Origin of the sequence: Buchnera aphidicola (Eriosoma grossulariae) (assembly GCF_964059045.1) — a bacterium.
Classification (GTDB): domain Bacteria; phylum Pseudomonadota; class Gammaproteobacteria; order Enterobacterales; family Enterobacteriaceae; genus Buchnera_D; species Buchnera_D aphidicola_A.
Map to the genome: position 1 here is coordinate 519544 of NZ_OZ060402.1, position 22987 is coordinate 542530.

The window sequence follows — 22987 nt, forward strand, 5'->3', positions numbered from 1 at the left end:
AAAATTACTTACGAAATGGAAAATTAAAAGCAGATAATAATTCTAAACCTTCATCATCAGAATTAGCAGTAGTTGTAATTGTTATATCTAATCCACGAATATTATCAATTAAATCATAATTAATTTCAGGAAAAATAATTTGTTCACGAATACCCATGCTATAATTACCTCTTCCATCAAATGATTTTTTTGATAAACCACGAAAATCACGAATACGAGGTATCGCAATATTAATTAAACGATTTAAAAAACTCCATTTACGTTCCCCTCTTAATGTTACTTTACAACCAATAGGATATCCTTGACGAATTTTAAATCCTGCTACTGATTTTTTTGCTTTAGTAATATATGCTTTTTGACCAGAAATTAAAGCTAAATCTTTTACAGCATATTCTAAAATTTTTTTATCAACAGCTGCTTTTCCAACACCCATGTTCAAAGTAATTTTTTGTAATCTTGGAACTTGCATAGAAGAATGATAATTAAATTTTAACATCAAATTTTTTATTACAACTTTTTTATAATAATCATATGGATTGTTCATGATACATCTCCAATTTATTTAACTATTTTATTGTTAGATTTAAAAAATCTAACTTTATTACCATTTTCAAATCTAAAACCAATTCGATCCGGTTTTCCAGTTAAAGAATTAAAGATAGCAATATTAGAAATAGAAATATATGATTCTTTTTTTATAATTCCACCACTTTGATTACGAGCAGGAATTGGTTTTTGATGTTTAGTTACCAAATTAATACCATTAATAATTACTTTTTTAGATTTTAAAACAAATTTTATAATTCCCTTTTTTCCTTTATCTCTTCCTTTTAATACAATCACTTCATCATTTTTTTTTATTTTAGCTGCCATACCAAATAACCTTAATTATAATACTTCCGGAGCTAACGAAATAATCTTCATGAATTTTTCTGTTCTTAATTCTCTTGTTACTGGTCCAAAAATTCTGGTACCTAATGGTTGTTCATTATTATTAAGAATAACACAAGCATTACTATCAAAACGAATTAAAGAACCATCAGAACGACGAATCCCTTTTTTAGTTCTTACTACCACAGCTTTTAAAACATCTCCTTTTTTAACTTTGCTTCTAGGAATGGCTTCTTTAACTGTAATTTTAATCACATCCCCAATTTTAGCATATCGTTTTCTAGATCCACCTAAAACTTTAATACACATCGCAGATCTAGCTCCTGAATTATCAGCAATATTTAATACAGTTTGAGTCTGAATCATCATATACTCCATAAAAAAATATTTTTGATGTTAAAAAAATAACAATATAATTGTTATATATAATGTAAAAACATTAAGAAACATGTTTTTTAATTACACGTACCAATTTCCAAGATTTAGTTTTAGATATTGGACGACATTCACAGATTTCCACTGTATCACCTTCTTGACATTCATTGTTTTCATCATGTACATGTAATTTAGTAGTACGCCTAATAAATTTATTATACAAAGTATGTTTGACTAATCGTTCGATTGTAACGACTATAGACTTTTGCATCTTATTACTTGTTACAGATCCATTTAATACACGACTATTTTTGGTTTTCATATATTATTATTTTCACTTATTAATGTCTTTACTTGAGCAATATTACGCCTAACATTACGCAATAAATGATATTTTTGTAATTTACCAGCAGATAATTGTATTTTTAAATTAAATTGTTCTCTAAATAAATCCAATAATTCTATTTTTAATTCTAATAAAGTTTTTTTTTTTAATTCAATACTATGCATATTTTTATTACCTTTTTAATACAAAAGTAGTTTTGATTGGTAATTTAGCAGCAGCTAACCTAAAAGCTTCTCGTGATTGCTCTTCTGAAATTCCTTCAACTTCATATAATATTTTACCAGGTTGTACTAATGCGACCCAATATTCTACATTACCTTTTCCTTTTCCCATTCTAACTTCTAATGGTTTTTGAGTAATAGGTTTATCTGGAAAAATACGAATCCACATTTTTCCTTGACGTTTAACAGCACGAGTGATTGTACGTCTAGCAGCTTCAATTTGGCGAGATGTCAAACGCCCTCTATCAACAGCTTTTAAACCAAAATCACCAAAAACAACATCCGTTCCTACTGCTAAACCACGATTCCGGCCTTTGTGCATTTTTCGAAATTTAGTCCGTTTTGGCTGTAACATATATACTCTCCTTACTTACGGTTCTTTCGATGTTGTTTTTTTTGTGGAGTATTAGATTTATCTGAAGATATAACAGATACCATGCCATCTAATATTTCCCCTTTAAAAATCCACACTTTGATACCAATTACACCATATGTAGTATGTGCTTCAGAAGTATTATATTCAATATCTGCTCGCAATGTATGCAATGGTACACGACCTTCTCGATACCATTCTGTTCGAGCAATTTCTGTCCCTCCTAAACGACCACTAACTTCTACTTTAATACCCTTAGCACCTTGACGTATCGTATTCTGAACAGCTCTTTTCATAGCACGCCGAAACATCACTCTTCTTTCTAATTGAGAACTGATATTATCTGCAACTAATTTCGCATCTAATTCAGGTTTTTTAATTTCAGCAATATTAATTTGAGCAGGTACTCTAGAAATACTGGAAATTACTTTTCTTAATTGATCTACATCTTCTCCTTTTTTTCCAATAACTATACCAGGCCTTGCAGTATAAATCGTTACCCTAATACTTTTTGAAGGTCTTTCAATAACAATTTTAGATACAAAAGCCTTAGATAATGTTTTCATTAAAAAACTTCTTACTTTAAAATCACTATCTAAATAATTTGAAAAATCTTTACTGTTCGCAAACCAAACAGAATTCCAAGATTTTATTATCCCTAATCGCATACCATTAGGATGTACTTTTTGTCCCATTAATTGTCTCCAGTGGAAATTAACAACTTGATACTACTATAGTAATATGACTTGTACGTTTTAAAATACGATCAGCCCTTCCTTTAGCACGAGGCATCATTCTTTTCATTGAAGGTCCTTCATCAACTAAAATTTTTGTTACTTTTAATTCATCTACGTCAGCACCATTGTTGTGTTCTGCATTAGCTATAGCTGATTCTAGTACTTTTTTTAATAATAATGCAGATTTTTTATTAGTATAATTTAAAATATTCAATGCCTGAGATATATTCTTTCCACGTATTAAATTAGCTACTAAACGAATTTTTTGAGCTGAAGAATTAGCTTGTTTTAATTTTGCTATCGATTCCATTTATGTTCCTTTTTTAATACTGGTAACCTTTTTTATCTTTTTATCAGCTACATGCCCTTTGTATGTTCTAGTTGGAGAAAACTCACCTAATTTATGACCTACCATTTCTTCAGATATAAAAATAGGAATATGTTGTCGACCATTGTGAACAGATATAGTCAAACCAATCATATTAGGGAAAACAGTTGAACGACGAGACCAGGTTTTTAAAGGTTTTTTATCATTGTTTATTATAGATTTTTCTATTTTATTAAACAAACTAACATCTATAAATGGTCCTTTTTTTAAAGATCTTGGCATAAATTAATCCTTTCTATATCATTATTTTTTTCGATGATGTAAAATATATTTTTCTGTACGTTTATTATTTCTAGTTTTTTTTCCTTTTGTTTGAATTCCCCAAGGTGTGACAGGATGTTTCCCAAAATTTCTTCCTTCACCACCACCATGTGGATGATCAACAGGATTCATAGCAGTACCTCTTACTGTTGGTCGAACTCCTCTCCAACGAGAAGCGCCTGCTTTTCCTAAGACACGTAACATATATTCTGAATTACCAACTTCACCAATAGTAGCTCTACAGTTTGATTCTATTTTTCTCATTTCTCCAGAACGTAATCGTATACTAGCATAAACTAAATCCCTTGATACTAACTGTACGTAACTACCTGCTGAACGTGCTAACTGACCACCTTTTCCTGGTTTCATTTCTACATTATGCACTATTGTGCCTACTGGAATATTTTTTATTGGTAAAGTATGACCAATAGTTATAGTGACATTATTTCCTGATATGATTTTATTACCGACTTTTAACCCTTTAGGAGCTAAAATATATTTTCGTTCTCCATCTTTATATAAAATTAATGCAATATTAGCTGAACGATTAGGATCATATTCTAAACGTTCAACAATACCTGTAATATTATCTTTATTTCTTTTAAAATCAATTATCCTATAAGATTTTTTATGCCCTCCTCCTATATGACGTGTAGTAATTCGTCCATTATTGTTTCTTCCACCACTTTTATGTTTTTTTTGGATTAATGAACTGAACGGACGACCTTTATATAAATCTGGATTTATTACTTTAATAACATGACGTCGACCAGGGGATGTGGGTTTGCATTTTACTACTGTCATCGTTAAATTTCTCCAAAACTACTTATTTCTAGTTCCTATAAAATCTAAATTTTCACCATGATGTAAAGTCACGTATGCTTTTTTCCATTGATGACCATATACAATATAATTTTTATGACGTTTATTTTTACCTTTCACTATCAAAGTATTTATATTCTTTACTTTTACATTAAATAATTTTTGAATAGCTATTTTGATATCATATTTATTAACATTTTTTTGAACTTTTAACACCACCGTATTTTTTTTTTCTATTAAGACAGCAGATTTTTCTGAAATATGTGGTGAAATTAATATTTTAAACAAATTTTTTTCACTCATTATACTAACATTTCCTCTATTTTTTTAATTGCGTCTACAGTAATTACAATTCTTTTAAAAGCAATTAAACTGACAGGATCTATAGAATTAGCATATTTAACATCAGTTTTGTATAAATTACGGGAAGCTAAAAATAAATTTTTATCAGTTTTATCAATAATAATTAAGACATCTTGCAATTTTATATTTCTTAATTTATCAACTAATAATTTTGTTTTCGGGAATTCAATAGAAAATTCACTAAATACAATTAGTCTTTTTTGACGTAATAATTCAGAAAAAATACTTTTTAATGCACCTTTATACATTTTTTTATTAACTTTTTGACTGTAATCTTTATTTTTAGCTGCAAAAGTTACCCCACCAGAACGCCAAATTGGGCTTCTAATTGAACCTGCACGAGCACGTCCAGTTCCTTTTTGACGCCACGGTTTTTTTCCAGAACCAGAAACTTCTGCTCGACTTTTTTGACTTTTTGTACCTTGTCTAGTTCCAGCAGAATAAGCAACTATTACTTGATGAATTAATGGTTCGTTAAAATCACGTCCAAAAACTTCTTGAGAAACAGAAATAACTTTTTGTACATCATTTAGTGCTAATTCCATTATTTCAACTCCTTCTTAGACCTTAACAGCGGGTTTGACAATAAGATCACTACCTGTTGAACCAGGAACAGCACCTTTTACCAAAAGAAAATTCCGTTGTATATCAATACGAACTATTTTTAAATTCTGAACTGTCACTCGATGATTACCTAATTGACCAGACATTTTTTTACCTTTAAACACCTTACCAGGTGTTTGATTTTGACCAATTGAACCAGGAACACGATGAGATAAAGAATTACCGTGTGTAGCATCTTGTGTACGAAAATTCCAACGTTTTACTGTTCCAGAAAAACCCTTTCCTTTAGAAATGCCAATTATATCTACTTTTTTTATATTATCCAAAATATTTAAATGAATAATCTGACCAACTTTAAATTTTTGATCGTTGTTAATTCTAAACTCCCATAATCCTCTACCTGCAGCTACAGAAGCTTTAACAAAATGTCCTTTTTGTGCTTTATTTAAACGATTCGGTTTTTTTTCTCCAGTTGTAATTTGAATAGAATTACAATTATCGTAATTAAGTGTTTTTATTTGAGTAACTCTATTTGGTTGAACACCAATGACAGTTACAGGAATTGAAATACCTTCTTCCGTAAATACTCGAGTCATACCAATTTTTTTTCCAACTAAACCAACCACTTTTATCTCCTTAATTTCTTCATCATCCTAAACTAATCTGTACATCTACACCTGCAGCAAGATCTAAACGCATTAAAGCGTCTACAGTTTTTTCAGTAGGTTCAACAATATCAATAAGACGCTTATGCGTACGTATTTCATATTGATCACGAGCATCTTTATTGACATGTGGAGAAATTAAGATAGTAAAACGTTCTTTACGAGTAGGTAAAGGAATCGGTCCTCTTACTTGTGCTCCAGTTCGTTTAGCTGTTTCAACAATTTCAGCAGTTGAAAGATCTATTAATCGATGATCAAACGCTTTAAGACGAATACGAATTCTTTGGTTCTGCATTAGACCAGAACTCCATTTATATATAAAATAAAAAATTACACTATTCGATATATATATAATATGATTAGCGTAATTATTCAGTTTGTAACTCCATTAATTAGGAGTATTGTAAGATACGTAATTTATTAAAATTGTAATTATATAAAAATAAAATATTAATATATAAAAAATAATAAATATTAATTGTTAAAAATAAAGCATTATTTTTTTAAATAACTAATAAAATAATTTAAAAAATTAAAAACAAATTAATAAATTATAATAAAAATGTTTTATTAAAAAATTATATTTTTATGTATAAAATTAATTTTAAAAATACTTAAAAATAATAATATCAGATTTAATAAAAAAGGTATATATTTAAATATAAATTTTTTATAAAAAATTATTTTTAAATATATACCTTTTTATTTAACATAATTATTATTAATTTAAGATATAAATGATAATATACAATATATCAATATTTTTAATAATCATGACATCAAGAAAAGCTAATTAAAAATACTTTTCTTGATGAATAAATATTTTATTAATCATTTAAGAATGGTATACCAATTAACTTAAAACTTTAGATACAACACCAGCTCCAACAGTACGTCCTCCTTCACGAATAGCAAATCTTAAACCATCTGACATAGCAATTGGATGTATTAATGTAACTACCATTTTTACATTATCTCCTGGCATAACCATTTCCATTTCTTCTGGTAATTCTATTGAACCAGTGACATCTGTTGTTCTAAAATAGAATTGAGGACGATATCCTTTGAAAAAAGGTGTATGTCTGCCCCCTTCTTCTTTAGTCAACACATATACTTCAGATTCAAATTTTATATGAGGATGAATTGTTTTTGGCTTAGCTAATACTTGTCCTCTTTCTATTTCATCCCTTTTAGTGCCTCTTAATAATACACCAACATTTTCTCCAGCACGGCCTTCATCTAATAATTTTCTAAACATTTCTACACCAGTACAAGTAGTTTTAATAGTTGGTTTTATACCAACAATTTCTACTTCTTCTCCAACTTTAATAATACCACTTTCTACTCGACCAGTTACTACAGTCCCTCTCCCAGAAATAGAAAAAACATCTTCTATAGGTAATAAAAATGGTTGTTCTATAGCTCGTATTGGTTGAGGTATATAAGTATCTAAAAAATTAGCTAAATCAATAATTTTAGACTCCCATACTGGATCTCCTTCTAATGCTTTTAATGCAGATCCTCTTATAATAGGAGTTTCATCTCCAGGAAAATTATATTGAGTTAATAAATCTCTAACTTCCATTTCGACTAGTTCTAATAACTCTTCATCATCAACCATATCACATTTATTAAGAAAAACAATAATAAATGGAACACCTACTTGGCGGCCTAATAAAATGTGTTCTCTAGTTTGAGGCATAGGACCATCAGTAGCAGCAACCACTAAAACAGCCCCATCCATTTGTGCAGCACCAGTAATCATATTTTTTATATAATCTGCATGTCCTGGACAATCAACATGTGCATAATGTCTTATTTTTGTATCATATTCAACATGAGAAGTATTAATTGTAATACCTCTAGCTTTTTCTTCAGGAGCGTTATCTATTTGATCAAATGCATAAGCTGAACCGCCATAAGTTTTAGCTAAAACAGTCGTAATAGCTGCCGTTAAAGTAGTCTTTCCATGATCCACATGTCCTATAGTACCAACATTAATATGAGGTTTTGTACGATTAAATTTCTCTTTAGACATAATTATATCCTTTCATATTCATATAATATTTAATAAAATTATATTGCATTAATTTAAACCAGTGATGAATAATGCTATTATTCATCACTGGTTTATACTTATTTTATTTTTAATAATTGAATCAGAAATATGCATAGGTGCTTCAGAATATTGTAAAAATTCCATAGAATAAGAAGCCCTTCCTTGAGTTTGTGAACGTAAATCAGTAGCGTACCCAAACATTTCAGACAAAGGCATTCGAGCTTGAATTACTTTATTAGATAACGTATTATGCATTCCTTCAATAATTCCTCGACGACGACTTAGATCACCTATAACATCTCCCATGTAATCTTCAGGTGTTTCTACTTCAACTTTCATTATAGGTTCTAGTAAAATAGGATTGGCTTTATTAAAAGCATTTTTAAAAGCCATAGAAGCTGCTATCTTAAATGCCAATTCAGAAGAATCTACATCATGATATGAACCAAAACACAATCGTACTCCAATATCTACAACAGGATAACCAGCTAAAGGACCAAATTTTAATTGTTCTTGAATACCTTTATTAACTGCCGGAATATATTCTCCAGGAATTACCCCACCTTTAATTTCATTCAAAAAAAGATATCCTTCCTTTCCAGGATCTAATGGAAATATATCTATAACAACATGACCATACTGACCTCGTCCTCCTGATTGCTTAATATGACGACCTTCAACACCTTTGACTATATTGCGAATAGTTTCTCGATAAGCAACTTGTGGTTTTCCTACATTAGCATCGACACTAAATTCACGTTTCATTCTATCTACAATAATTTCTAAATGTAATTCTCCCATTCCTGCGATAATGGTTTGATTAGACTCATGATCTACCCAAACACGAAAAGAGGGGTCTTCTTTAGCTAATCTTGCTAAAGCTTGACCCATTTTTTCTTGATCTAACTTGGTTTTTGGTTCAACAGAAATAGAAATAACTGGTTCAGGAAATTCCATTTTTTCCAAAATAATCACTTTATTAATATCACATAAAGTATCGCCTGTTGTAACATTTTTTAAACCAATGGCTGCAGCTATATCACCTGCTCTTACTTCTTTAATTTCTTCACGTTTGTTAGCATGCATTTGTACTATTCGACCAAATCGTTCTTTTTGAGATTTAACTGAATTAAATATCACATCTCCAGAATTAACTACACCAGAATATACTCTAAAAAAAGTTAAATTACCTACAAAAGGATCTGATGCTACTTTAAATGCTAATGCTGAAAAAGATTCTTTATCATCTGAAATTCTTATGCTAGGTGTAGAAAATATATCATTAGAAACTCCTTTAATATCTTGAATATCAGTAGGAGAAGGTAAATATTCAATAATGGCATCTAATAAAGTCTGAACGCCTTTATTTTTAAATGCAGAACCACATGTTACTAACATAATTTCATTATTTAATGCTCTTTTCCTTAAAGCTGATTTTACTTCATTACTACTAATCACAACACCTGATAAATATTTTTCCATGATAATTTCATTAGCTTCTGCCGCTGATTCAATTAAATTCTGATGCCAATGCTCTGATAATTCTAACATATCTATAGGAATATTTTCATACGTAAAAGTTAAACCTTTATCTAATTCATTCCAATAAATTGCTTGCATTTTTATCAGATCAACAATTCCAGAAAATTTTTCTTCCGATCCAATTGGTAATTGCAAAGGAACCGGATTCCCTCCTAGTCTTGTTTTTATTTGATCTATTACTTGGAAAAAATTAGCACCCATTCGATCCATTTTATTAACAAACGCTAATCTTGGTACTTTATATTTATTAGCTTGACGCCATACTGTTTCTGATTGTGGTTGAACTCCTCCTACTGCACAATAGACCATTACAACACCATCTAAAATACGCATAGAACGTTCTACTTCTATTGTAAAATCAACATGTCCAGGTGTATCAATAATATTTATTCTATATGGAGAAAATTGTTTTTCCATACCGGACCAAAAGGCGGTTGTTGATGCTGAAGTAATAGTGATACCTCTTTCTTGTTCTTGCTCCATCCAATCCATAGTAGCAGCACCATCATGAACTTCACCTATCTTATGATTAATACCAGTATAAAATAAAATTCGTTCAGTAGTAGTTGTTTTTCCTGCGTCTATATGAGCGCTAATTCCAATATTACGATAATTTATAATAGGTGTTTGACGTGACATTCGATTCCTATAATGTATTGTATTTTTACTAAATTAATTTTTATTATAAAATATAAAAATCTTACCAACGATAATGAGCAAAAGCTTTATTAGCTTCAGCCATTCGATGCACATCTTCTTTTTTGCGTACTGATGCACCTTTATTTTCTAAAGACTCAAATAATTCATTAGACAAACGTAAAGCCATTGATTTATCATTTCTTTTTCTAGATGATTCAATTATCCATCTCATAGCTAATGCATTTCTACGAATAGGACGTACTTCTACAGGTACTTGATAAGTAGATCCACCAACTCGACGAGATTTTACTTCTACAGTAGGACGGACATTATCTAATGCTAAATCAAAAATCTCTAATTCATTTTTTCCAGTTTTTTTGGATAATATATTTAAAGCTTGATATACAATTACTTCAGCTATAGATTTTTTTCCATCTATCATTAATATATTGATAAATTTTGCTAATAATTCAGAATTAAATTTTGGATCCGGTAAAATTTTTCTATGACCTATAACACGACGTCTTGGCATATCTAACTATTCCTGTAACAAATATTAAAAATCAATAATACTATAAAGAAATAGTATTATTATAATAAGAATTATATTCTAGTTTATTTTTATTTTTATTTCTTCACTTTTTTTACACCATATTTAGAACGACTAGTTTTTCTTTCTTTCACCCCTGCACAATCTAAAGCTCCACGTACTACGTGATATCTAACTCCTGGTAAATCTTTTACTCTCCCTCCACGTATTAAAATAACAGAATGTTCTTGTAAATTATGACCTTCTCCTCCTATATATGATGTAACTTCAAAACCATTTGTAAGACGTACTCGACATACCTTACGTAAAGCAGAATTAGGTTTTTTAGGAGTAGTAGTATATACACGAGTACACACTCCTCTTTTTTGAGGAGATCCCATTAAAGCAGGAACATTGCTTTTTATAATTTTTCTTGAACGAGGTTTTCGCACTAACTGATTAACTGTTGACATTATATTTCCTTATTGAACAAAATTTTAAAAATACATTAAAATATTAAATTTTTAAATATATTGAAATATAGTAATATATTTTTTTATAATTAATGCTAAATTAATTATTATGAAAATAATTCATTGACCTAATCTCTGTTAATTACCAAGTAATTTGTTTATGATTTTTTACTGTTAAATTAACAAAATAATTATAATCAATAATAGAAAATTGTGATGAAATATATACACTTAAACCACGAGCAATGATATCTTCTTTCAAAACGTACAACATTACTGAATTCAAATTTATTTTTTTTAAAAATATATTATGTTCAATAGCAATTAACACTCCATCCTGTAATGCAATTAAATCATCCTGATGTTCTAACATACTAGAAAGCAATTCAAGATTACAATAACAAGGAGAATTAATAAGAATATGCAACATATTTTATTATCCTTAAAAATTTATAATGAAATTATAATTATTAATATATTTTTTCAGATCTTTAGGATTTAAATATTTTACATTGAATGATAAATTATTAATATTAGACATACCTCTATCTTTAAAAGATTTTTTACAACAATAAATGGTTTTTATTCCATAAATTGGAAGCAACTCCAGCAATAATAAATAATTATGTAATAAAATTTTTTGTGGTTGTTGATTAGGTATTAATTGAAAAATTCCTTCATTAACAAAAAATAAACCTATTTTTTTAAATACTAAAGATGCAGATAAAACCGAATCTACACCTTCACGTCCTATATTACAACCATAAGGACTATGAGAAAATATAAAAGCAACAGATTTCATAATAATATTTAAAATCAATAAAAAACAATATTAAAATTGTATAAAACGATCAGTTTTTTGAATAGAATTTAATAATTCCAAAAAACCTGATAATTTAAAAAAATCACCAATATTACTTTTTTTAAAACCTAATAAAGAAGATTTTTCTGTTTCTAATAATCCACGTTTTAAAGAAGAATTTATACAAATATATAATGGAACTTGAAAATCCTGGTAAAATTTTTTCCATTCATCAAATAAATTCACTTCATTATTAGCGACTGATAACATTAAGTTTGAATTTAATACTCCATTGCCATAAAAAAAAATTAAATCTATTCTATGCTTTAATGATAATAACGCACGAGAAAAAAATAATGCACTACGAGAATTTTGACTATCATAAGGTGATCCTGTAACAATAATAGTATATGTCATATAAATACCACAATCATATATAAAGATATAATTTTATAATGATTATTTATTATTTTTTAAAAAATATATTACTAAAAATAAAACTTGAAAAAATATCTTTATTTAATTTTCATAATTATTAAAATATTATTTATTTAAATACCATACATTACAGCAAAATATTATTTGTAATTTGATTATTTTTTAAATAAAAAATAAAAATGTAAAATATTGTTAATATAAAACTAAATAAAAAATATCTTTCCTAGTGTATTAAAAATCTTTTTTAAAATTATTATTATTTTTATAAAGAATAATATATATAAAATATAAAAACATCATTATTTTAATAACTAAATAATATTTAATGATCAATATATTCAAAATAATAAATATTATTCATTATTTACTAATAATCTGATTATATAAATTTATTCGTTATCAATAAATATCTTCAAAAAAATATCATTGATTTTTTTTAAAATTAATTAAATCAATATAATATTATAAAAATCATAATAAAAATGAAATTATTTATAAATTAAATAAAAAATATATTTTTATGATTAAAATTTTACTGATCGACCATAAACTATTCTGAGTGTTCTATAAAAACGTAGTAAACCTTCATTAATATCTATATTTTTTATATTTAAAGGAGGCGCTAAACGAATGACGTTTGTTCCTGCTTTTAGTATAATTAAACCTTCTTTTAATGCTGTTTTAATTACAATAGGAATATTAATAATATATTCTTGACGAAATACAATTCCTATTAATAATCCTTTTCCTCGAATTTCACTAAATAAATTTAACTTTTTATTTATTTTCACTAATTCTTTTTTAAATATCTGAAATTTACGCTGCACTCCTAATAATAATTTTGGATGATTAATTAAATCTAAAACTGCATTAGACACTGAGCAAGCTAAAGGATTACCACCATAAGTCGTTCCATGTATACCTAATTGTACGATTTTTGCTATTTTTGTACTGGCTAAAGTAGCACCAATAGGAAACCCACCTCCTAAAGCTTTCGCTAATGTAAGAATATCAGGTTTAATACCATAATGTTCATACGCAAATAATTTACCAGTTCTACCAATACCTGTTTGGACTTCATCAATGATTAATAGTACATGATGTTTATTACATAAATCACGTAATCCTACCATAAAATCTATAGTAGCTAATTCTACTCCACCTTCTCCTTGAATTGGTTCTACAATAATTGCACAAGTATGATCATCAATCACTGATTTAACTGATTGCAAGTTATTGTAAGGTACATGAATTATATCTGGAGGTTTAGTTCCGAAACCGTCTGAATATTGATATTGACCACCTACTGATACTGTAAAAAATGTTCGACCATGAAATGAATTATAAAAAGAAATAATTTTATTTTTGTAAACATTGAATTTTTTATTGGAATAATAACGAGCTATTTTTAAAGCAGATTCATTAGCTTCTGCTCCTGAATTAGAAAAAAATACACGTGATTCAAAACTATAATCAATTAATTTCCTTGCTAAATTTAATGATGGTTCATTTACAAATAAATTACTTGTATGCCATAATTTATTACTCTGTTCTTTTAGTGCTTTGATTAATTTAGCATGACAATGTCCTAATGCTGTTACAGCAATACCGCTAGAAAAATCAATATAATCTTTATTCAATTGATCAAATAATCGGCTGCCTTGACCTAAGACAGGAATAAAATCCGCTGGATTATAAAATGGAATCATTACATCATCAAACATTTGTCTATTAAGTATTTTTTTTTTTTCTTTCATTGAAATCCTTACAATAAATTTATTTCATCAATATCTGATTAAAAATATTTTTGTAGTATATAAATAAATATTTATTTTATAAATAAATATTTATTTATAATATTAAAAAATAATTATCAATTGTTTTTTAATTAAATTACTTAACATTATTCTTCCAGTTAAAAAAAAATAAAAATATATTCTTTATATATATCAATTATACTGATTAATATTAATTAATATATCATATCTTTAATAAATATATTTTATATCAAAATGCTTTATGAAAATAATTAATTATTAAAAAACACAAAAAAATAAAATATTTTTTTAAGAAAATAATTATTAATGTATATATTTAAAAATATTTATATATCATATTTAAAATATGTTTCATACACATCTTTATGGTAATACAGGTTAATAAATAATGATATACAAAAACAAAATCAGTCTAACTTTAATTAGTTTTTTTTCTTATTTTTTAACAGGTTCATTAGTAATTGTGACTGGAATGATCATGGGGAATATTGCTAAATTTTTTAATACATCACTTTCTTCTATGAGCTATACTTTTACTATTTTAAATTTTGGAATTTTAATGGCTATTTGTTTGAATACTTGGATAAAAAATTATATATCATTTAAAATACAAATATATTTTGGATACATTTGTATTATTGTGGCAATACTAGCACTGATATATAGTAAAAATTTAATTATTTTTTCAATGAGTATGTTTATATTAGGAATAGTAAGTGGTATCACCATGTCAATAGGAACATTTTTCATAACATATCTATATGACGGTCATCAAAGAGCGATAGTGTTGTTAATAACAGATTCTTTTTTTAGTATGGCAGGAATGGTATTTCCTTTTATAAGTAGTATGATATTATCATATCAAAAACCATGGTATTGGATATATATTTTAATTGGAATAATTTATTCTATAATATTTATTATTGCTATTAATACAAATTTCCCACAATTAAACAATTACCTAAATAATAAAAAAACAATAAACCAAAAAAAACCAATCAAAATCAATATAATTATACTTTCTATATCAGCTACATGTTATATCTTAGGACAATTAGGATTTATTTCTTGGATTCCAGAATATATTATGCAAACTAAACATTTAACAATTAACCAAGCTGGTAAATTAGTTAGTTACTTTTGGATGTTGTATATGATTGGTATGTGGATATTTAGTATAATATTAAATTTTATTAACATAAAAAAATTATTTTTATTTTTAACCGGTACATCAACTATTTTAATGTATTTATTTATTAATAATCAAGAAATAAACAAGTTAGAATACTTAATAGCATTACTGGGTTTTTTTTCTAGTGCAATTTATACAATAATTATTACTTTAGCTTCTTTGCAAACAAAAAAACCTTCAGTTAAAAATATTAATTTAATTCTGATATCTGGAACGATAGGAACACTTTTAACATTTATTATTACTAGTGTCATTGTAGAAAAAAAAGGAATTTACGCAGTATTAATTACATCTAATATATTGTATGCTATTGTTTTTATATTATCTATTACTCTCAACTTTTTTACCATTAATAAAAGTATAATCAAAAATTATATTAAAAAATAAAAATATCGCTCATCAAATAAAATTATCGGTTAAATAATTTTCAATATATTTTAATAATATTTAACCGGTAATCCTATAGCTTTATAAACTTGATCTAAAGTAATTTTTGCTTGACATTGAGCTTTTTCAGCTCCAGATTTTACAATATTTTGCAAATAATCTTCGTTTTTTCTAAAATCAAAATATTTCTTTTGCAAACAAGATATTTTATCTGCAATAAAATCAGATAAATCATGTTTAAATTTACTATACATTACATTAGCATATTCATTTTCTAAACTTTTTATTGTTTTTCCAGAAAAACTAGAAAATATATTTAATAAATTTGATATACCTGCTTTATTTTTTTTATTATAAATGATTGAACAAGGATTATCAGAATCTGTTTGAGCATGATGAATTTTTTTTATAATAGATGAAATATCTTCTAATAAAAATATCGTGTTTTTTGTATTAGGATCAGATTTAGACATTTTTTTAGTAGGATTTAATAAAGACATAATTTTAGAACCAGTTTTTGAAATTAAAGATGAAGGCAATACAAATAATTTTTTGTATATATTATTAAATCGAATAACAATATCATGTATTAACTCTAAGTGTTGCTTTTGATCTTCACCTACTAATATTATATCAGTTTTATATAATAATACATCAGAAGCCATTAAAACAGGATAATTTAACAATCCAACGTTAATATTGTTCGAAAAACGTATAGATTTATCTTTAAATTGAGTCATTCGTGATAATTCACCAACATAACTAAAACAATTTAATATCCAACTCAACTGTGTATGTTCATAAACATGAGATTGAATAAAAATAATTGCTTGATTAGGATCAAACCCACAAGCTAAATATAATGCTATCATATCTAAAATAGATCTAGATAAATCATTTGATTTTCTTCTAACAGTAATAGAATGTAAATCAGCTATACAAAATAAACAATCAAATTTATCTTGTATATGAACTAAATTATTTAAAACACTAATATAATTACCAATAGTAGGCATTCCTGATGGTTGGATGGCACTGAATAATTTTTTTTTAAATAATTTCATTATTTTTTCCATTTATTTTATTTTAAAAAAAAATAAAACAATATTTATTAATAATGTAAAATAAATATCAATTTACTTTTATATTTTTCATATTTCTCTTAATTAAAAAATTTCAAATAAAATTTTTTTACTAAACACAATCACTTAAAAATACTGAATTTAATTTAGATCGAATGGAATTTAAAACTAATTTATAATCCAAACTATCAAATAATACTGATCCTAATACAAAAATATTGGCTCCAGCAGATGCAATGTCCACTATGTTACTAATTTTTATACCACCATCTACTTCTAATAAAACATTGAATTTACTACGATCAATTAAATTCCTTACTTGATAAATTTTATTCATAACAGATGAAATAAATTTTTGATTACTAAAACCTGGGTTCACTGACATTAATACAATTAAATCTAATTTATCTAAAACATAATCTAAATAATGTAATGAAGTAGATGGATTAAAACTTAACCCAGCTTTACAGCCAAATTTTTTAATTAAATTTATAGTATTATCTATGTGATTAGTTGCTTCTGGATGAAAAGTAATAAATGTAGCTCCTGCTTGAGCAAAAGCAGGAATAAATATGTCTACTGGTTTCGTCATAAGATGTACATCAATTGGCGCTGTGATATTAAAATCTCTAAGAGATTTTAATATCATTGGACCCATTGTTAAATTATTTACATAATGACCGTCCATAACATCAAAATGAATTAAATCCCCCCCTGCAGTTAAAGCTCTCGTTACATCTTCACCTAATCGAGCAAAATTAGCTGATAAAATTGAAGGAGCTAACAAAAACTGATTCATTTATTTCTCCAATATTTAAATTAAATCATTTTTTTAAATTTATTGATAATAATAAAAATAATTAAATAAATATTCAAATAATATTAATTTTTTTAAAATATTTTTTATGTGAATTATATAAAAATTAAAATATAAAAAAAAATAATTATCATTAATATAATTTTAAAAATCAAGAAAAGGTGCAATAAAACAATTTGAAAAATATAAAATTAATTAAAAGTTTAACATTGACACCTTTTCGTTTTTAAAACTACATATTGTATATATTTACTGATAACTCACTTTTTCGTATAAAAATTCTGTAAATATACTATAATGCTCATTATTATATAACTTATTGTGTTAAAATATTTTTAGAATCAATATTTGATATTAATTAATGAATATTACATTTTTATATAAAAATAATATTAACAATATTATATCTAAAATTATCAATATAAAATTTATTAAAATTTTATATTGATAATATAAAATAATTAAATTAATTATTCAAAATATTTTATTTTTTAAAATAATTAATATTATTCTATGTGTTTAATATAATTATTAAGAATCATAATTAGTTTTTATAACAAAATCGTTACTGAGACTCTTTTATCGCTGCTAATATTATATTTTTATCAACACCAGTTTGAATTTTAGCTTTGCCTATATTGATAGGCAATATTAATCTTACTGTGCCAGAAATTACTTTTTTATCTCGCATAATATATGGTAAATATGAAGATGGAGGCATATTTTTTGGTCCTTTGGTTGGCAAACCTGCTCTCATTAACAAATTTATAATACGTTTGGTATCTATGCGTTTTAAATAACCTAACATTTCTGAAGTACGAGCAGACATTACAATGCCTACTGATACTGCTTCTCCATGTAACCAGTTACCATAACCAGAATGAGATTCAATCGCATGTCCATAAGTATGCCCTAAATTTAATATTGCTCGTATATTGGCTTCTCTTTCATCTAAAGAAATAATTTTAGATTTTATTTCACAACACTTTTTAATACAATATATAATTTCTTTTTCTTGTAATATTAATAATAAATGTAAATTGTCTTCAACCCAAGAAAAAAATTCTTCATCAAATATAATAGCATATTTAATTACTTCTGCTAGTCCAGCAACTAGTTCATTAGTTGACAATGTGCTTAAATAATTTAAATTAATAATAACAGACGAAGGTTGCCAAAAAGTACCTATCATATTTTTTCCTAAAATATGATTAACTCCAGTTTTACCACCTACAGAAGCATCTACTTGCGATAAAAAAGTAGTTGGTATTTGAATAAAACGAACACCTCTTTGATAAATCGAAGCAGCAAAACCTGTTATATCTCCTATTACTCCACCACCTAATGCAATTAATGTAGTATCACGACTGTGTTGTTTATCTAATAAAGCAGAAATAATTACTTCAGTTTCATTAAAAGTTTTATACTGTTCTCCATCAGACAAAATGACTTGATCAACTTTAATTCCAGATTTTCTTAGTTCATATAATAATTGATCTTTCCATAAATTAGCCAGAGTTTTATTAGTTACAAGCATTGCTTGCTCACCTGACTGCAAAGGATAAAAAATAGAATCATTTTCAAATAAAGAAGATCCTATAATTATAGGATAACTTCGTTTGCCTAACATTACTGTAATTTTTTCCACGGTATTTTTATATCAACCTTATTCATTGAACTATTACATATAATTAATTTTTATCTAAAATTTGAATAATAAATTGTGAAACAGATTTTGCACTTTTAGAATCAGTACTCACTTTAAAATCTGCGATCTCTTCATATAAAAAATTTCTATCTTTGGCTAATTTTTCTAATATCATTCTTGTTGAAATTTTTTTATTTTCTTCTTGTAACAAAGGACGGTTTTTATCTCTTTTTGTTCTAATTAATTGCTTATCAATACTAGTTTCTAAATAAATAACAATACCTCTAGAAGACAGACGATTTCTTGTTTCTTTAGATTGAATAGAACCACCACCAGTAGCTAATATAATCCCTTGTTTATCTGTTAATTCATTAATAATTTTTTCTTCTCGATCACGAAAACCTATTTCGCCTTCTACATCAAAAACCCAGCTAATATCTGCTCCAGTTCGACGCTCAATTTCTTGATCCGAATCATAAAATTCCATATTGAGTTGTTGAGCTAAATGCCGGCCTATAGTACTTTTTCCAGCTCCCATCGGACCTACTAGAAAAATATTTCGTTTTTCTGCCATATTTATATTATTACTAAAATAATTTGTGAATGATAACCAATCCATTGTTGTGAACGGATGGTAAGATAGTAAGATTATATTTATATATACATGAATAATAATCAATTTTTAAAAACATAATAAACTTGTTATATCTAAAATTTTATTTAGAATATCAATTCTATCAATATATTTTAACTTAATATAAAATACAACTTAATTATAAACACTAATTAAAATAATTATATATATTAATATTATTATTTAATACCATAAACAAATGTAATAAATCAATATAATTCAAACAATAATAATAAATATCATAATATAAAATTAATGAAATAAAATATAAATATATTATTCACTATATAATATTCAATATTACTGATCACAATATATAATATACAAAATAATAATTTGAATCTGAAATTAATTCATGATATTATCTATGACCAAGATGTATTAATGAAATCATTAACGAATGATTTCATTAATACATCTTGGTCATAGATAATATCATGAATTAATGATGAATTATTTTTTTTAATTTTTTATTATTCAAAAAAAAAAAAAAAAAAAAATAAATAATTCATCATTAATTTAAAAATAATAAAATATTATATATAATAAAAATATTAAATTGATATAAATTAGAATACATATAAAATTATTTGCATTAAAGGTGAGATGTCCGAGAGGCTTAAGGAACATGCCTGGAAAGCGTGTATACGGAAACGTATCAAGGGTTCGAATCCCTTTCTCACCAAAAAAATATCAATAAAAACATGAATATTCTTCAAATGAACCTTAATAAAAATATTTTCAATAAGTTTGTTTAATTGAAAAAAAAAATCATTATAATAAAACTGATTCCAACGCTAATAATATCATATCATCAAATGTCTGTTCTCTATCTTGAGAAGAAATATGTTCTTGATGCAGAATATGATCAGATACTGTACAAACAGATAAAGATTTTACTCCCAGTTCAGCTGATAAACCATATATTCCAGCTGTTTCCATTTCTATTCCTAAAATATTAAATTTTTTAATCAGAGTTAATCTAAAATCATCATTTTGACAATAAAACAAATCTGTACTAAATAAATTTCCAATTAAAATTGGAATTTGTAATTTTTTTGCAACCAATACCATGTTCATCATCATCTGAAAATCAGCTATAGCAGAAAAATCATAATTATTAAATCTTATTCGATTTACTTGTGAATCTGTACAAGCTCCCATTCCAATAATAATATCTCTTAATTTTATATTTTTATGTATAGTACCACATGTTCCAATACGAATAATTTTTTTTACATTATATGATTTAACTAACTCATAAACATAAATTGAACAAGAAGGTATACCTATTCCATGACTTAAAACAGAAATCTTACATTTCTTATAATAACCAGTAAAACCTAACATAGCACGAGTATTATTAACTAAAACACTATCCGTTAAATATTTTTCTGCAATATATTTTGCACGAAGTGGATCTCCAGGCATTAATACAATATCTGAAAAATCATCTTTATTAGCATTGATATGAATAGTCATAAAAATTATTGTTTCCTATCATCTAAAAATGGTTAAATTTTAATCATTTTTTAAAAATGATAATCATTATCATCAAAAATATATTTAAATCATACTAGTACCATAATGCATACTTGAAAGAGAAAAATACTGTGAAATAGTTTGAGCAATATCCGAAAAAGTATTACGATGTCCTAAATAATGACTTTTATAACCAGGTCTATACAACAATATTGGAATAAATTCTCGAGTATGTTCTGAACCAATCCAAGTAGGATCACATCCATGATCTGCTGTAATAATTAATAAATCTTTTTTTTGTATTTTATTAATTATATTTAATAATTTTAAATCAAAAAATTCTAAACCTTTGGCATAACCGGAAACATCTCTTCTATGCCCCCAAACAGAATCAAAATCAACAAAATTTGTAAAAATTATTGAATTATCTTTAGCCTGATCAATTGCCATATTTGTTTTTTCAAATAAATCTGCTAATCCATATGCTGGTATTTTTTGCGTAATACCTCTTCCTGAAAAAATATCTGATATTTTTCCAATACCAATAACTTCTCCATGTTTTTCTAAAATTAATTTTTCCATGACTGTACGTTCATTTATTGCAATTGAATAATCTTTACGATTATTCGTTCTTGTAAATTCTTTTTTGTTATTACCTAAAAATGGTCTAGCGATGACTCTTCCAATATTATATTTTGTATTATTTAAAATATTACGTACTGAACAAGATAGTTTATAAAGATTATTTAAACCAAAAAAATTTTCATGACAAGCAATTTGAATAACAGAATCCATTGAAGTATAAAAAATTGGTTTACCAGTATGAATATGTTCTTCTCCAAACTGTTGTAATATTGTAATGCCAGAAGAATGACAATTACCAATAATTCCAGGAATATTACAGTGTGAAATAATATTTTCTAATAATTCTTCAGGAATACTAGATTTTTTATTTAAAAATCTATCCCATGATGTTAAAATTGGCACTCCCATAATTTCAAAATGACCAGACAAAGTATCTTTTCCGGAAGAAATAGAACTAGCATACGCATAACTCGCAATTACATCTATATTAAAATTCAATTCTATAGGAAAAGAACCAGTTAATCTGTGCATTAATTTCCCTAAACCTAAAGAAATTAAATTAGGAATATTCAAAGGACCTTGTCTTCCATGATTGGCTTTTTTTAAAAAACACATTTCATAAATATGTTTAAAAGTATTAGCTCCTTCATCATTAAATTTAAATGCATCTGTTGAAGATCCTATTCCAAAAGAATCTAATAACATAATAACAACTCTATTCATAGAATATCTATCTCGAATAAAATAATAATTTTAATAAAATATAGATACATAAAAAATAAAATAAAAATATTAAATTAATGTAATCATAGTATTAATTATTATTAAAAAATTTATTAATAATGTAATGAATAAAATCTTTTTAAAAAGTTGTAAAAAAATAATATAATCAAA

29 protein-coding genes and 1 tRNA gene are annotated in these 22987 nt (G+C 25.9%); 2 read left to right on the plus strand and 28 right to left on the minus strand.

The window, feature by feature from the left end:
• Positions 1 to 4 precede the first annotated feature (4 nt).
• The 22 genes from rplE to AB4W51_RS02360 all read right to left on the minus strand — a co-directional run bounded on the left by rplE (position 5) and on the right by AB4W51_RS02360 (position 14245).
• Entirely contained in the window at positions 5 to 544 is a 540-nt protein-coding gene (gene rplE / locus AB4W51_RS02255) for a 50S ribosomal protein L5 (protein ID WP_367676508.1), read from the minus strand.
• Between the two features lie 14 nt (positions 545 to 558).
• Entirely contained in the window at positions 559 to 873 is a 315-nt protein-coding gene (gene rplX, locus AB4W51_RS02260; protein ID WP_367676509.1) for a 50S ribosomal protein L24, read from the minus strand.
• Positions 874 to 888: 15 nt separating this feature from the next.
• Positions 889 to 1257, minus strand: a complete 369-nt coding sequence (gene rplN / locus AB4W51_RS02265) for a 50S ribosomal protein L14 (RefSeq protein ID WP_367676510.1) — start codon at positions 1255 to 1257, stop codon at positions 889 to 891.
• A 73-nt stretch (positions 1258 to 1330) separates the two neighbouring features.
• Positions 1331 to 1588, minus strand: coding sequence for a 30S ribosomal protein S17 (rpsQ, locus tag AB4W51_RS02270; RefSeq protein ID WP_367676511.1), 258 nt, complete (start codon positions 1586 to 1588; stop codon positions 1331 to 1333).
• Positions 1585 to 1776, minus strand: coding sequence for a 50S ribosomal protein L29 (gene rpmC, locus AB4W51_RS02275; RefSeq protein WP_367676512.1), 192 nt, complete (start codon positions 1774 to 1776; stop codon positions 1585 to 1587). The genes rpsQ and rpmC overlap by 4 nt, the downstream gene beginning before the upstream one ends.
• A gap of 7 nt (positions 1777 to 1783) precedes the next feature.
• Positions 1784 to 2188 (minus strand): 50S ribosomal protein L16, encoded by a 405-nt coding sequence (gene rplP / locus AB4W51_RS02280; protein WP_367676513.1) that lies wholly within the window; start codon positions 2186 to 2188, stop codon positions 1784 to 1786.
• An 11-nt stretch (positions 2189 to 2199) separates the two neighbouring features.
• Positions 2200 to 2901, minus strand: a complete 702-nt coding sequence (rpsC, locus tag AB4W51_RS02285; RefSeq protein ID WP_367676514.1) for a 30S ribosomal protein S3 — start codon at positions 2899 to 2901, stop codon at positions 2200 to 2202.
• 19 nt (positions 2902 to 2920) lie between these two features.
• Entirely contained in the window at positions 2921 to 3253 is a 333-nt protein-coding gene (gene rplV, locus AB4W51_RS02290) for a 50S ribosomal protein L22 (RefSeq protein ID WP_367676515.1), read from the minus strand.
• On the minus strand, positions 3254 to 3553 hold the full coding sequence (gene rpsS, locus AB4W51_RS02295; RefSeq protein WP_367676516.1) for a 30S ribosomal protein S19: 300 nt from the start codon (positions 3551 to 3553) through the stop codon (positions 3254 to 3256).
• Between the two features lie 21 nt (positions 3554 to 3574).
• Positions 3575 to 4396 carry a 50S ribosomal protein L2 gene (gene rplB, locus AB4W51_RS02300; RefSeq protein WP_367676517.1) on the minus strand — a complete coding sequence of 274 codons (822 nt, stop codon included), beginning with the start codon at positions 4394 to 4396 and terminating at the stop codon, positions 3575 to 3577.
• An 18-nt stretch (positions 4397 to 4414) separates the two neighbouring features.
• On the minus strand, positions 4415 to 4720 hold the full coding sequence (gene rplW, locus AB4W51_RS02305) for a 50S ribosomal protein L23 (protein ID WP_367676832.1): 306 nt from the start codon (positions 4718 to 4720) through the stop codon (positions 4415 to 4417).
• A complete protein-coding gene (gene rplD / locus AB4W51_RS02310; protein WP_367676518.1) occupies positions 4717 to 5322 on the minus strand; it encodes a 50S ribosomal protein L4 in 606 nt (201 codons plus the stop codon). Before rplD ends, rplW begins: the two co-directional genes overlap by 4 nt.
• A gap of 15 nt (positions 5323 to 5337) precedes the next feature.
• Positions 5338 to 5967: a 50S ribosomal protein L3 gene (gene rplC, locus AB4W51_RS02315; protein WP_367676519.1), complete on the minus strand. Its 630-nt coding sequence runs from the start codon at positions 5965 to 5967 to the stop codon at positions 5338 to 5340.
• Between the two features lie 22 nt (positions 5968 to 5989).
• Positions 5990 to 6301, minus strand: a complete 312-nt coding sequence (gene rpsJ, locus AB4W51_RS02320; protein ID WP_367676520.1) for a 30S ribosomal protein S10 — start codon at positions 6299 to 6301, stop codon at positions 5990 to 5992.
• A gap of 558 nt (positions 6302 to 6859) precedes the next feature.
• Positions 6860 to 8044: an elongation factor Tu gene (gene tuf, locus AB4W51_RS02325; RefSeq protein ID WP_367676521.1), complete on the minus strand. Its 1185-nt coding sequence runs from the start codon at positions 8042 to 8044 to the stop codon at positions 6860 to 6862.
• Positions 8045 to 8128: 84 nt separating this feature from the next.
• On the minus strand, positions 8129 to 10246 hold the full coding sequence (gene fusA / locus AB4W51_RS02330; protein WP_367676522.1) for an elongation factor G: 2118 nt from the start codon (positions 10244 to 10246) through the stop codon (positions 8129 to 8131).
• A gap of 61 nt (positions 10247 to 10307) precedes the next feature.
• Positions 10308 to 10778, minus strand: a complete 471-nt coding sequence (rpsG, locus tag AB4W51_RS02335; protein WP_367676523.1) for a 30S ribosomal protein S7 — start codon at positions 10776 to 10778, stop codon at positions 10308 to 10310.
• A gap of 95 nt (positions 10779 to 10873) precedes the next feature.
• Positions 10874 to 11248, minus strand: a complete 375-nt coding sequence (rpsL, locus tag AB4W51_RS02340) for a 30S ribosomal protein S12 (RefSeq protein ID WP_367676524.1) — start codon at positions 11246 to 11248, stop codon at positions 10874 to 10876.
• Positions 11249 to 11390: 142 nt separating this feature from the next.
• Positions 11391 to 11678: a sulfurtransferase complex subunit TusB gene (gene tusB / locus AB4W51_RS02345; RefSeq protein ID WP_367676525.1), complete on the minus strand. Its 288-nt coding sequence runs from the start codon at positions 11676 to 11678 to the stop codon at positions 11391 to 11393.
• A 12-nt stretch (positions 11679 to 11690) separates the two neighbouring features.
• On the minus strand, positions 11691 to 12050 hold the full coding sequence (gene tusC / locus AB4W51_RS02350; protein WP_367676526.1) for a sulfurtransferase complex subunit TusC: 360 nt from the start codon (positions 12048 to 12050) through the stop codon (positions 11691 to 11693).
• A gap of 30 nt (positions 12051 to 12080) precedes the next feature.
• Positions 12081 to 12467 (minus strand): sulfurtransferase complex subunit TusD, encoded by a 387-nt coding sequence (gene tusD, locus AB4W51_RS02355; RefSeq protein ID WP_367676527.1) that lies wholly within the window; start codon positions 12465 to 12467, stop codon positions 12081 to 12083.
• 545 nt (positions 12468 to 13012) lie between these two features.
• On the minus strand, positions 13013 to 14245 hold the full coding sequence (locus AB4W51_RS02360) for an acetylornithine/succinyldiaminopimelate transaminase (protein ID WP_367676528.1): 1233 nt from the start codon (positions 14243 to 14245) through the stop codon (positions 13013 to 13015).
• A gap of 409 nt (positions 14246 to 14654) precedes the next feature.
• Here AB4W51_RS02360 and tsgA point away from each other — a divergent pair, with 409 nt between their 5' ends.
• Complete coding sequence (gene tsgA / locus AB4W51_RS02365; RefSeq protein ID WP_367676529.1) at positions 14655 to 15845, plus strand: MFS transporter TsgA; 1191 nt, start codon at positions 14655 to 14657, stop codon at positions 15843 to 15845.
• Positions 15846 to 15895: 50 nt separating this feature from the next.
• Here tsgA and trpS read toward each other — a convergent pair whose 3' ends face one another.
• The 4 genes from trpS to aroK form a co-directional block, all read right to left on the minus strand.
• The gene (gene trpS / locus AB4W51_RS02370) at positions 15896 to 16909 is read right to left on the minus strand and encodes a tryptophan--tRNA ligase (protein ID WP_367676530.1); all 1014 of its coding nucleotides are present in this window, start codon (positions 16907 to 16909) and stop codon (positions 15896 to 15898) included.
• Between the two features lie 130 nt (positions 16910 to 17039).
• The gene (gene rpe / locus AB4W51_RS02375; RefSeq protein ID WP_367676531.1) at positions 17040 to 17726 is read right to left on the minus strand and encodes a ribulose-phosphate 3-epimerase; all 687 of its coding nucleotides are present in this window, start codon (positions 17724 to 17726) and stop codon (positions 17040 to 17042) included.
• Between the two features lie 583 nt (positions 17727 to 18309).
• On the minus strand, positions 18310 to 19392 hold the full coding sequence (aroB, locus tag AB4W51_RS02380) for a 3-dehydroquinate synthase (RefSeq protein ID WP_367676532.1): 1083 nt from the start codon (positions 19390 to 19392) through the stop codon (positions 18310 to 18312).
• A 43-nt stretch (positions 19393 to 19435) separates the two neighbouring features.
• Positions 19436 to 19966 carry a shikimate kinase AroK gene (aroK, locus tag AB4W51_RS02385; RefSeq protein WP_367676533.1) on the minus strand — a complete coding sequence of 177 codons (531 nt, stop codon included), beginning with the start codon at positions 19964 to 19966 and terminating at the stop codon, positions 19436 to 19438.
• A gap of 660 nt (positions 19967 to 20626) precedes the next feature.
• Between aroK and AB4W51_RS02390 the strand changes: the two genes are divergently transcribed.
• Positions 20627 to 20711 (plus strand) — tRNA-Ser (locus AB4W51_RS02390).
• Positions 20712 to 20800: 89 nt separating this feature from the next.
• Here AB4W51_RS02390 and deoD read toward each other — a convergent pair.
• On the minus strand, positions 20801 to 21508 hold the full coding sequence (gene deoD, locus AB4W51_RS02395) for a purine-nucleoside phosphorylase (RefSeq protein ID WP_367676534.1): 708 nt from the start codon (positions 21506 to 21508) through the stop codon (positions 20801 to 20803).
• A gap of 84 nt (positions 21509 to 21592) precedes the next feature.
• Positions 21593 to 22816: a phosphopentomutase gene (locus AB4W51_RS02400; protein ID WP_367676535.1), complete on the minus strand. Its 1224-nt coding sequence runs from the start codon at positions 22814 to 22816 to the stop codon at positions 21593 to 21595.
• Positions 22817 to 22987: the final 171 nt, after the last annotated feature.